This window comes from Kitasatospora sp. NPDC043950 (assembly GCF_056435345.1).
Window position 1 is genome coordinate 254,719 of record NZ_JBWKER010000004.1, and the last position, 12,886, is coordinate 267,604.

Sequence of the window (12,886 nt, forward strand, 5' to 3'; positions counted from 1 at the left end):
CTCCCCCCGCACTCTCCCCCGCCCCCCACCCCCCCGCCCGCAACAACCCCTCTACGCACCCCCCCCCCCCCCCCCCCCCCCCCCCCCCCCTCCCCCCCCCCCCCCACCGGCCTGTCTACAGGCTGTTCACGTTCTTCAGATCGGTTCAGCTCGCCCCACGGCGAGCGCCATCAGGGCGCGTGCTGCTCGTAGTTGAGGCTCCACTGCTGGTTGGCCTGCAGACCGGGGCAGTTCCAGATCCCGAGCCGGGTGCCCTGGTCGGTGGCCCATCCGGGCAGTTCGAGGCAGCGGCCGCCGGGGTTGTCCGCAGTGACGGTGGCGGGGAGGTAGATCCGGCCGTCCGGGCGTACGGCCCACTTCTGGCCGGTGTTGCCCACGCAGCGGGACAGGATCAGGCCGGTTCCGTTACCGAGGGCGTTGCCCTTGGTGGAGACGCACCAGCTACCGGAACGGATGGTGCCGTCGGTGGCGAAGTTGAACCGCTGGTTGATGGTCTGCCAGCAGGCGTAGGCGGCGACCTCGGTGCCTTCGTTGGGGCCGCCGATGGAGTCGGCGCACAGCCAGTTCACCAGCTGGGAGTGGATGGTGACGCTGGAGTCGGAGAAGCCGGCGAAGGCCGGCGGGACGAAGCCGTCGGCCTTGCCCTTGGTGCCGGCGTTGCTCTTGCCCGCGAAGATGGCGATCGCGTTGCTGTTGTCCATGACCCAGAGGTCGGGGGTGCCGTCGTTGTTGAGGTCTCCGGCGCCGATCCGGGGGTAGTCGCCCGCCTTGACCGGCTGGCCGACGTCCAGCTTGATCCCCTGGCCGGGCTTGGTGAGGGCGGAGTAGTCGACCGTTCCGTCGGCCTTGTAGCCGAGCGGGTAGGCGAAGAGGTCACCCGTCGTGCGGTTCCGCGCCCAGATGGTGGTCTGGTAGGTGGGGTCGGTGGTGCCGGGGACGGCGGTCGCCCCGTTGGCCGCACCCGGGTTGAGCAGTTCCAGGTCGGCCCAGCTGCCGGAGACGGCCGGGATGTAGGTGGCCGCGTCGAGGGAGTCGACGAGGCCGTTGGGCTGGAAGAGGTAGAGGTTGTTGTTCTCCAGGGAGAGAACAGAGGTCTGGGTCATGATGACCTTGCGGGCCTCGTTGCCCGGCTCACCACCCACGGCCTCGCCGTCGGGCGTGCCGATCGCGATGACCTGCGACGCGCCGCTCCAGTTCTTCTGGTTGTAGCCGGAGCAGGGCTTGCCGGTCTCGTAGGTCGTGCAGGCGGGCCGGTTGAGGGCGATCGGGGTCAGGGTGTCGAAGCGCCCGGTGCCGTTGTTGGGGATCAGGTAGAGGGCCTCGCGCAGCTTGGAGGTCGTGTCCTTGGTGTAGTGGGCGAGGATCTCGTCGACGGCCTGTCCGACGGCGAAGGTGCCGTGGTGGCTGACCTGGTAGTCGGACCAGGTGGCGCCGTAGTCCCGGTTTCCCGGGGCAGCGGCGGCGGGGGCGGCCAGGGACGTGGTGGGGTCGATGGTGCCGCCGATGACACGCAGGTCACCGTTCCTGTCGACGGTGATGACGTCGGGCTTCTGGTCGTTGTCGACGTCGCCGAACAGGGGCTGGGTGTCGGGCTTCCAGGGGACGTAGAAGTTGTAGACGGCCGGCTGGCTGTAGTTGCCGGCGTTGTCCATGGCCCAGGCGTACAGGGTGTTGGTGCCCCAGTCCCTGGGCTTGTAGGTGTACGGCTGGCCGGGGGGCAGGGTTCCGTTCTGGCCGCAGCGCCAGCCGACGACCGGGGTAGGGTCCGTGCTCACGCGCACGCAGGCGACGCCGGAGGCCTGGAGCCCGGCGCCGGGGGCGGGGTCCTCGGCGTTGATGGTGAAGGCACCCGGGTCGTTCATGTACTTGGCCGGGGTGGGGTTGGGGGTGCCCGACGGCGGGAAGTCGGTCGAGCTGATGCTGACGCGGGGGTTGGTCCTGTCGACGCGGAAGTAGCACCACGGGGTCATGGGCGAGGTGAGGATCTCGTCGGTGGCGCGAGCCGTCCAGCCGTACTGGTGGCCGTCCGACAGTGATCCCACGCCCACGGAGGGGCCGGGGTCGTTGTAGCTGGTCCCCCAGCGTCCCTGAGTCCAGCTGAAATTGGCGTCGTTGTCGTCCCACATCTGGTAGTCGGTGTGGAGGGTCTGCCCGGCGGGCGAGTAGCTGTTGGCCGTGAGGTTGATGTTCTGGTTGCCGCCGATCCAGCCGGGGTTGTCCCAGGGGTGCGCGCCGCCGGTGGTGCACTCGGCGGCGCTGTTGTTCCAGGCGAAGCCGGGGGCGGGGCTGGTGCGCGGGTACCAGACGGTCGGAGTGATGTCGTAAGTGGTGGTGATGGAGGGATTGTTGGCGATGTAGTGCCGGTACATCATGTCCCACTCGTTGCCCATCGGGGCGATGCCGACGGTCCACCACGGCCACTGGCCGGCGATCGCCTGCTTCATCATGTCGGTCACGTCGACGGCCAGCGGGCCGGTGCCGGTGATCCACTGACCGTTGACCGTCGGGCAGTTCTCCATGACGACGGTCTTGCTGTCCCCGCAGGGCTGGTCGGTCCAGTTGGTGTGCTCGTGGATGGGCTTGGGAGCCGAGTACACCACGAGCGGCGTGTTCGTGCCCGGGCTGGAGGCGCCGGTGACCTGGAAGTTGAGGGTGGAGCTGTAGATGCTCGGCGGGCTCTCGGCGCCGCCGGGCTTGGTGTAGAGCACCGGGTTGATGCCGAACTGGAAGTAGGCGCGCTGGCGGCCCAGGTCACCGCAGTCCAGGCTCGGGTCACTGCTGTGGTAGCCGCAGTAGCCGGTGGCCAGGTTGCTCTTCTTGTTGAAGTTCTCCGCCTTCTTGTGGTTCTCCTGGACCTCCACCGATCCCTGGACCGAGCTCGTCGCCGCCACCAGGGACGGGTCGAGGTACCAGGGGCCGTCGCCGGATCCGAGGGCGTCGTGGTCCGGCGTCAGTTCGATCGCCGCGGGCGTGATCTTGGTGGTGATGGCGGCCACGTTCGCGCCGTCACCCGGTTCCTCGGCGGTCGACGGAATCCCGCTCGCACTCCCCGTGGGCGCGGGCGTCGGGGCGGCCGCCAACGCCGCACGCACCGAGTCCCTGGAAGCCCGGTCGGCGGTGGCGGTCGAAGGCGCGGGCTTGCTGGAGTCCCACTGCAGCGGTACGGGCGCGCGGAAGCGCGTGACACCGCTGTCGTCGACGACGGTGATGCCGCCGGACTGGTCCTTGGCCATGGACAGGCCCTGCGCGGAGACGGGGAAGGTCAGCGACTTGAGCGCCGCGCTCTCGGCGGCCTCCTTGGTCCGCACGATGATGGCGTCCCGCCAGCCGCCCTGGGACAGCGCGGTCAGCTGCAGGTCCACACCGGGGAGGACGTCGGCGTAGGTGGCGTTGGCGCCGGTCACGGACGGCTTGGGCAGGGCGAACGGGGCGTTCACCGCGAGGCTCTTGCCGTCGTCGGTCGTCACGGTGGCCATCGGGCCCGCCCCGCCGCCGGAGAACTTCAGCCCGGTCGTCGCGACGGCCGGGCTGAACGTGCCGTCGGCGTTGGCCCGCAACGTCGAGTCGATGTCCGCCCAGGCACCACCGCGCTTGGTCCGTACGGCCTGGGCGTTGTCGGTGCTGGTCAGCGTGCCGTCGGGGTTGGCGATGGTTCTGGAGGCCTCATTGGTCAAGGTCTCGACGGTGACCGGCTTGCCGGTCGTCTTGGCCTTGGCGAGCGCGTCCAGCATGGCCTGCTGCGCGGGGGTGCGGGCAGGTGCCGGTGACGAGGGGACGATCGGCGGCAGTCCACCCACCGGGCCGTGGGTCGGCGGGGCGGGGACGGTGTCGGCCGCGAGCGCCGCCGGCGCGCTGAGCAGGGCCAGGCTCAGGGCGCAGCCGGTGCCGAGGGCGGTCAGCGCGAGTATGCGCCTGCGTATGGACGGTGTTGGTCGTGTGTGCGCGATTGTGCGCGGAGTGCTGGTCATGCGGATTGCGGGGTCCCTCCCGGTCGGGCCGCACCCTCGATGGGGTGGGTTCGGGTGGGAACGATGCGTGCTGGCCTGTGGATCGGTCAAACCCTTTGTCGGTTCGTGCCGATGTGTCCAGATAAGCCGCGGATCGCGAGATCAAGACTTCATAAACATCTCATGTACGGCACTCGTGCGACCTGGTGGCGTGTCAGTGGGTGCACATATCGTCACCTCGATCCTGGCACATACCTGTCCATATGACGTTGTGTCGACAATGAGTGAGGAGAAACCACTGTGGTGGTTTGGCCTGCCCGGAAACGGGCCGGAAGACGAATAGGCGGCCGATGGCGGTCGCCGGCTGTGGCGGCCCTGGTCGCCCTGACACTGACCGGGGTGAGCGTGCCGCCGGCGGTGGCATGGACCTACCCCGAGCCCGAAGGGGAGGTCTGGGCTCCTCCTAACACGCCCCTGGGAAGCGCGACCCCCTCCGTCAAGGGACACGATGCCCAGCCGCCAGGCGCCAAGTCGGAGGGTAAGGCGGCGAACTGGAAGCCGGAGACCGCTCCGCCGATCGTCACCGGCACCGCGACGGTCGTGCTCGGCTCCGACAGCGCCGAGGCCGAGGCTGCCCGCAGGGCGACCGGTGGGGCTTCACCCGCCTCTGGTGGCATGACCGGAACCAAGGCCGGGGATCTGGCCGTCCGGGTCGCACCGGGAACCGGCCAGGGTGAGAGCGCGCACGCCGTCACCGTCGAGGTGGCCGGACAGGACAAGGGCAAGGCCGCAGGCGTCAACGGGCCGCTGGTGGCGCTGGCGGACGCCAAGGCGTCGGTCGGCGGCGACGGGCGGCAGGCGAGCGTCACCCTGGACCTGAAGGCCCTGCAGGCGGGCGGGTGGTCGGACCGTGCCGGCCTCGTCGCGCTCCCGGCCTGTTCACTGACCACGCCGGAACGCCCCGAGTGCCGTACGCAGACCCCGGTTCCGGTGAAGAACGACGGCTCCGGCACGATCACTGCGGATGTCACCCTTCCCCCTGCGGCACCTGGCAACGCCCAGGGCGGTGCGGTGAAGGCGTCGTTCACCACCGCGAATTCGTCCGCCCAGGCGCCTGCGCAGGCCCTGACCGTCGGCAGCGCCGGGGGAACCGGCGGCTCCGTGGTCCTGGCCCCCGCGGCCTCCCCGTCCGGTCCCCTGGGCAACTTCACCGCGACACCACTGTCGTCGTCGGTGGCCTGGTCCGCAGGCTCCAACACGGGCAGCTTCACCTACAGCTACCCGATCCAGACACCGCCGGCCCTCGGCGGCGCCGCACCCACCGTTGCGCTGAGCTACAACTCGGCGAACGTGGACGGCAAGACGTCGTCCACGAACGCGCAGCCCTCGTGGATCGGCGACGGCTGGGGCTACGAGCCCGGCTACATCGAGCGGTCCTACCGCAGCTGCGACAAGGCTGGCATCACCGGCTCGGGCGACCAGTGCTGGGGCGGGCAGAACGCCACCTTCTCCCTCGGCGGCCGGGCCGGTGCGATCGTGCGCGACGACGACACCCACGTCTGGCACCTGGAGAGTGATGACGGCACCAAGGTCGAGCAGCTCACCGGTGCTCCGAAGGCGGCGGGTGATGTCGACTACCAGGGCATGGAGTACTGGCGGATCACCACACCCGACGGTGTCCAGTACTACTACGGCCTCAACCACCTGCCGGGCGGTGACGGCAGCGATCCTGCCGCGAACTCCGTCCTGACCCTGCCGGTGTACTCGCCCAACAGCGGCGACCCCTGCTACAACTCCGGCAGTGGTAACAACTCCTGGTGCCAGATGGCCTGGCGCTGGCAGCTCGACTACGTGGTCGACCCGCACGGCAACCTGACCACGTACAAGTACGCCGCCGAGGGCAACAAGTACAACCGCGGCCGCGTCCAGAACGGCGGCACCGGCACCCTCTCCGACTACCAGCGGGCCGGTTACCTCAAGGAGATCGCCTACGGCCAGCGCCTGGACGAGCAGAAGGCGGCCAAGGGCGGCGCGAACCCGGCGGCGAAGGTCCTGTTCACCGTCGCGGAGCGCTGCATACCCAGCGGTGCGATCACCTGCTCCGAGGCCCAGCGCACCGCGGCCAACGCGGACGCCTGGCCCGATACGCCGATCGACCAGATCTGCACCGACGGCTCGTGCGTGAACTCGGCGCCCACCTTCTTCACGACCAAGCGCCTGACCGGGATCTCGACACAGGTCATGGTCGGCTCCGCCTACCGCACCGTCGACACCTGGAACCTCAACCAGGAACTTGCCGATCCCGGGGACGCCACCAAGCGAATCCTGCAGCTGGACTCCGTCCAGCGGGTGCCGAGCAACGGACAGGCGGCGATCGAGGACCTGCCCGCCGTCCAGTTCAAGTACACGATGCGCGCCAACCGCGTCGACGGCCTGGACTTGGGCGAAAAGATGTACATGCGCCCGCGCATCCAGGAGATCACCACCGAGACCGGCGGGCGGATCGGCGTCATCTACGCCGACCCCGAATGCTCCCGGGTGAACAACCACATGCCGTCCTCCGAGGACAGCAACACGATGGCCTGCATGCCCGTCAAGTGGTACCCGACGTTCCTGTCCTCGAAGGACCCGGTCAACGACTGGTTCGACAAGCCCCTCGTCAAGACAGTCGTCGCGCTGGACCTCGTCAGCACACCCAATATCGGCAAGACCACCGAGTACACGTACAACGGTGGAGCCGCCTGGCATCGCAACGACGCGGAGTTCACCGACTCCAAGACCCGCACCTGGGACAGCTTCCGCGGGTACCAGTCGGTGACCACCACGACCGGCAGCGGTGGCTCCAGCGAAGCACCCAAGACCCAGCAGAAGGTCACCTACCTGCGGGGCATGAACGACGACTACCTCGCCAACGGCAAGACCCAACGCAGCGTCCAGGTCCCCAGCCCGCTCGGCGGCACCGTCACCGACAGCGCCCAGCTGTCCGGCCGCGTCGTCGCCACCGAGGTCTACGACCAGGCCGGCGGGACGGTCACGGCGGTGGCCGGGAGGACCTACAACGGGCAGACGAGCTCCGCGACGCATGCCCAGAGCGCGGGCGTGCCGAAGATCCAGGCGTGGCTCCCGGACTCCGAGACCACCGCGATCACCAAGGCGAAGCTCACCGACGGCAGCTGGCGCACGACCACGACGGTCACGACCACCGAGCCGGCCAACGGCAACCGCGTCGTCAAGGTCGACGACAAGGGCGACGGCACCACCGCCACTCCCGAGACCTGCACGACCACCGGCTACGCGGTCAGTGACAACCCCCAGCTCCTGACACTGGCTTCGGAGATGACCACCTTCCAGGGGTCCTGCGGCGCGACGGCCACGGCTTCCAACACCCTGTCCAGCAGCCGCATCATCTATGACGGCAAGGACTTCAAACAGGCCGGTCCAGCCGGCGACCCGACCAGCGCCCAGGTCCTCGACCATTTCGACCAAGCGGGCAACCCCATCTATATCCATGACGGTAGTTCAGCTTTCGATGCCTACGGACGTCCCGTCACGACTGCGACGACCGAAGGCTCGACCTATGACCGCAACGGGGCCCAGCTGAGCGGGCCGTCGGTCACGCCTGCCATCACGTCGCTCGCCCGCACCCCGGCCGCCGGACAGCTGCCGACGGAGATCCGCACCACCGGACCGATGGGAGCGGCTTGGACCACCAGCGTCACCCAGGATCCGGCCCGCGGCTCACTTCTGGTCAGCAAGGACATCAACGGCCGGGTCACCACTGCCCAGTACGACGCCCTCGGCCGCATCACCGCAGTCTGGGAGCCCGACCGGCCGACCGAGGAACTGCCGAGCCGGAAATTCACCTACCTCCTGAACGGCTCCAAGGCACCGTCCACCGTCAAGACCGAATCGATCAACGACGACGCGGTCACCTACTCCGCGAGCATCGACATCTACGACGGCCTGGCACGGCCTCGGCAGACCCAGAGCACCAGCGCCGCCAAGCCGACCGGGCGCCTGATCACCGACACCGTCTACGACACCCACGGCTGGGTGATCAAGACCTCGGACCCGTACTACGAGCAGGGGTCCTTCCCCACCAACTCCGTCTTCATCCCGGCGGCAGACGGCCAGGTCCCGGGTCAGACGTGGAACACCTACGACGGCAACGGGCGCGTCGTGCGCTCGGAGTTCCGCTCCTATGGAAACCTCCAGTGGGCCACCAACACCGCCTACCCCGGCGCTGACCGCACCGACGTCACGCCTCCCTCAGGTGCCACTCCGACGTCGACCGTGGTTGACGCCCGAGGCCGCACCACCGCCCTGGGGCAGTACCGGACACCGACCGCGACCGGCAACCTGGCCGACGCGGACGTCACCAGCTACGGATACACGCCGACCGGTCTCACCGCGTCCCGGACCGACAGCAGCGGCAACGCCTGGAACTACTCCTACGATCTGCTCGGGCGTCAGACCTCGGCCTCCGACCCGGACACTGGTGTGACCCGGACGTTCTACGACGTCAACTCGCGCGTCGACCATATCGTCGACGCCAAGAACAACACACTCTCCTACACCTACGATCTGCTCAACCGTAAGACCGGCACGTTCAACGGCGCCGTGGCACCCGCGAACCAGCTGGCCTCCTGGAGCTACGACACCCTCGTCAAGGGCCAGCCCACCTCCTCGACCCGCTACGTCGGCGGAGCCGGCGGCACGGCCTACACCAAGGCCGTCACCGACTACGACACCGCCTACCGTCCTCTCGGCTCATCGATCACCATCCCGTCCGCCGAGGGCGCACTCGCCGGTACCTACACGACGACCAACACCTACAGCCCGGTCATCGGCTCCCTGAAGACGGTCAGTGTCCCCGCCGCCGGCGGCCTGCCGGCAGAAACCGTCAGCTACGGCCGGACCATCACCGGCCTGCTCACCGCGGCCGCCAGCCTCAGCAAGGCCGTCATCGCCAAGGTCGAGTACGACGCGCTCGCGCGCCCCGTGCGTACGACGGTCGGCCAGTACGGCAAGCAGGTCGTCTCCACCCAGCAGTACGACTGGGCCACCGGACGGGTCATCAACAGCTTCACCGACCGTCAGGTCGGAACCGTCTCGGTCGACCAGACCAGCTACACCTACACCCAGTCCGGCCAGATCACCTCGGCCGCCACCATCCAGGACGCCTCGGCGACCGACACCCAGTGCTTCACCTATGACCACCTCCGCCGGCTGACCGGCGCCTGGACCGACACCGCAGGCACCTTCACCACCGCCGACTGGACCGACTCCTCGGGCGAGGTCCACGGCACCGGCAGCTCCACCACCGTGCCCGGCGTCGGCGGCTGCAACAACGCGAACGGCCCGGCCACCGTCAACCCCGGCGGACGGACCATCGGCGGCCCGGCACCTTACTGGAACACCTACACCTACGACGCGACCGGCAACCGCACCGGCCTCGTGCAGCACGACATCACCGGCAACAGCCTCAACGACATCACCACGACCCAGACCTTCGGAGCCGCCAAGAGCACCAACTCCCCCACCAGCGCCCCCAACACCGGCGGCGGAACCGGCGGGCCCCACGCCCTGCTCACCTCCACCACCAGCGGGCCAGCGGGCACCAAGGCCGTCAGTTACCAGTACGACGCCAAGGGCAACACCACCGCCATCACCGACACCGGCGGCACCACCACCCTGGCCTGGAACGGCGAGGACAGGCTCGACTCGCTCGCCAAGACCGGCCAGGCCGCTGCCACCACCTACCTCTACGACGCCGACGGCAACCAGCTCATCCGCCGCAACCCCGGCAAGACCACGCTCAACCTGCCCACCGACGAGCTCACCCTCGACACGGCCAGCGGCTCCACGAGCAACGTCCGCTCCATCACCGCCCCGGGCGGACTGACCTACACACGCGTCACCGCCGCCATCGGCGGAGGCGCCGTCCTGATCCAGGCCGCCGACCCGCACGGCACCAACGGCGTCCAGGTCAACACCAACGCGACCCAGACCGTTACCCGCCGCCCCACCGACCCCTTCGGCAACCCCCGCGGCACCCAGCCTGGCACCAACCAGTGGGCCGGCACCAAGGGCTTCGTCGGCGGCACAAAGGACGACACCACCGGACTCACCAACCTCGGCGCCCGCCAGTACGACCCCGTCCGCGGACGCTTCATCAGCCCCGACCCCATCCTCGACACAGCCGACCCCCAGCAGTGGAACGGCTACGCCTACAGCAACAACAACCCCGTCAACCTCTCCGACCCCAGCGGCCTTCGCCCTGAGGGCAAGTGCAGCGGAAACTGCGCCAACGTCGACGGCAGCGTCGACCTCTGGGCAAGCGGCCCCGGCAACTACCAATACGCCAACATCAAGGTGGCGGAGGACAACGACGACTACGTCATCACCACCCAGTACATCAACTTCAGCCACCCGGCCGCATCCGCCATTGCCCAGGACCGGGTCGCGAAGCCGAAAGAGGCCAAGCCCACCTGTTACTACGCCATGGGGGCCAAGTACAACTGCGGGTCAGGCGTGTCCACGGGGTCGACGAACTGGAACTACCCGTCGACCTACATGAAGGTCGACAGGGGAAAACTGGAAAGCTGGCAGAAGGTCTTCGTCGGCGCAGTCGGGATCATCAGCCTCGCATTCATCGCCGCTCCTATTGCCGTCGAAGCGGCCCCGGCTTGCCTCGCAGCCATCATCGAGTGCGGCGCCCTGATCGCTGACGTTGCTTCGGGAGAAGCTGCGGCAGGCAGCACGGCCCTCGCCGGCGCGGGAATAGCCACAACCGCAACAGCGGCGCGGATGCTGGCTTGCGGCGGTCGAAACAGCTTCACACCCGACACACCAGTTCTCCTCGCCGACGGAACTTCCAAGCCCATCAGCGAAGTAAAGCCCGGGGACAAGGTCGTCGCCACGGATCCGGAATCCGGCAGCACAAACGCCGAACCGGTAACCAACACCATCACAGGATCAGACGACCGTGACTTCACTGATCTGACAGTCGCAGATCTGGCCGATCCCACCAAGACCTCAACCATCACCTCCACCCAAGGGCACCCTTACTGGGATGAAACCACACGACGCTGGACCGAAGCAGGAGACGTCAAGACCAGCGAGCAACTGCTGACTGCAGACAGAAAGACCGTCTCCGTTCTCCAGGTCAGCACCTACCACACCAATCCCCAATCGACCTACAACCTCACCGTCGCCAACCTCCACACGTACTATGTGCTCGCAGGGGCCACGCCGGTCCTTGTTCATAACTGCGGTGGAGTCGGGCGAGACCTGCTAGGTGACGATGCTGCACATATCCTTAGCGAACACGCTTACCCCGGACGCCCCGGAGCGACGATATTCCCAAAGGAATGGAGTCATGACGACATCCTGGATGCCGTAGCGGATGTAGCAACGAGCCCTAACAGTACGCGCGTCTGGAAGACTGGATCGGCGAACTATGCTGAGCGGACTCTCAAGACACGAAAGGGAGACCCTGCAGTTCAGGCGATCACTGGAGTTGTGCGTGGGATAACGATTGAGGTTCGCTACGAGCCGCTGACCGGAAAAATTCTCACAGCCTTCCCGAGAGAATAGCGGTGACCGATGGATAGATACCGGCGCATACAGGCGCTTGTGGGGCAGCTCCTAGATGATTCGCCACTGACTTCGGAAGAGGTTATCGCTGATGTTCGTCACCTGATGGCCGTTGGCGAAGAAGCGTTGGCATTTGACACGATGTGCTCGTGGATCTATGAGGATTCCCTGCCAATTTCCCGGGCGTACTATAAGCGAATCGTAGCCGCGGCGCAAGAGTTGGGAACGCCAAAGACGGTGGACAAGCTCGATGAACTCATCGTGACTATATCTCGCGAATCTCCCGCCCCGTAAAGTTGCAAGCCCAGGACTGAGGCCCCATCTGATATCCCAGGTGGGGCCTCAAGTATGTGCCCCAGTGAGATACTCGTCCGGAGTAGCCGAAAAGTACTCTGGTCACCAGGCGTACGAGCATTTCACCTACGCTGTTGTTCATGTCGACCTTTTCTGAAGTAAGGTGGCGCGGCCGGCGGCAAGGCGGTTGGTCTGCACCTCTGACGGCAGTGGTGACGGCAACAGTCATGGACGTCGGCGTACATCCACGGACATCGACGGACCATCAAGTTATCGTCGACCTGCGAAGAAGCAGGCAGTGAGAGGTCGCAAAGCACGCGTACTATGTACTCGCCGGCACAACGCCGGTGCTGGTGCACAACGACGACAATGTTCCTGGGTGGGCTGCAGACGAGCTTGCCAGGATTAAGGCCGGGCAGGGGACCCCACGCACGGAAAGCCTCACGGATCCTACTCTAGCTTTATCAAGGGTACGAATCGGCGAAGCACGCGGCCAAGTGGGGTCCTCACGCGCAGTCGGGTTTCCAGGGCTCGCCCGAATGGGAGGTTCCCGGGAAAGGCGACACGTACAGGATCGTCGGTCCGAACCGCTTTGGGGACTATGGCTACACGGACCCGAAAGTCAAGTACCAGAAGATCACCGTTTTTCCTACTTGTTGATTCGACGTGTTCCCAGTGGAAAGTGGGCGATGTTTTCGGTGAAATATTCTGTCCGGTTCGAGGAAAGTGGCGCATTCGTATTCGCTTGCGATCTTGAAGGGTTTTTTGTCGGGCGCCACAGCTACGACGACTTCGGTGCGTTGCTTGACGCCGAGAACGCCCGAGTCGCCTTCAGGCTTGTGCGGCCGACCTTGGACGCGCCGATCGAGACGCTTAGGGGCGACATCGAGGTCCTTGTCCTCGACACCGAAGGTCGGCCCATGGGGCGCTACGCGCTGTGGGGCGCCAAGCTAGCCTCGCGCTTTCACGAAGTTGACTGTCCGGCAGGTGGTCAGCAAAGCAGAAAGTGCCTCTGAACAGCGAGAATGAGGATTGTCTAGGCCCTT

4 protein-coding genes are annotated in these 12,886 nt (G+C 67.0%); 3 read left to right on the top strand and 1 reads right to left on the bottom strand.

All coding sequences use genetic code 11. The features are described from left to right. Positions 1–170: 170 nt before the first annotated feature. Positions 171–3,968, bottom strand: coding sequence for a ricin-type beta-trefoil lectin domain protein (locus tag AC07BF_RS04685; protein ID WP_478332924.1), 3,798 nt, complete (start codon positions 3,966–3,968; stop codon positions 171–173). 378 nt (positions 3,969–4,346) lie between these two features. On the opposite strand from AC07BF_RS04685, the gene AC07BF_RS04690 reads away from it, so the two are divergent. The 3 genes from AC07BF_RS04690 to AC07BF_RS04700 all read left to right on the top strand — a co-directional run bounded on the left by AC07BF_RS04690 (position 4,347) and on the right by AC07BF_RS04700 (position 12,856). After that, positions 4,347–11,546, top strand: coding sequence for an RHS repeat-associated core domain-containing protein (locus AC07BF_RS04690; protein WP_478332925.1), 7,200 nt, complete (start codon positions 4,347–4,349; stop codon positions 11,544–11,546). Positions 11,547–11,555: 9 nt separating this feature from the next. Continuing rightward, a complete protein-coding gene (locus AC07BF_RS04695) occupies positions 11,556–11,840 on the top strand; it encodes a MafI family immunity protein (protein ID WP_478332926.1) in 285 nt (94 codons plus the stop codon). Between the two features lie 689 nt (positions 11,841–12,529). Next, positions 12,530–12,856, top strand: a complete 327-nt coding sequence (locus AC07BF_RS04700; RefSeq protein WP_478332927.1) for a hypothetical protein — start codon at positions 12,530–12,532, stop codon at positions 12,854–12,856. The last annotated feature ends 30 nt before the right edge of the window (positions 12,857–12,886 follow it).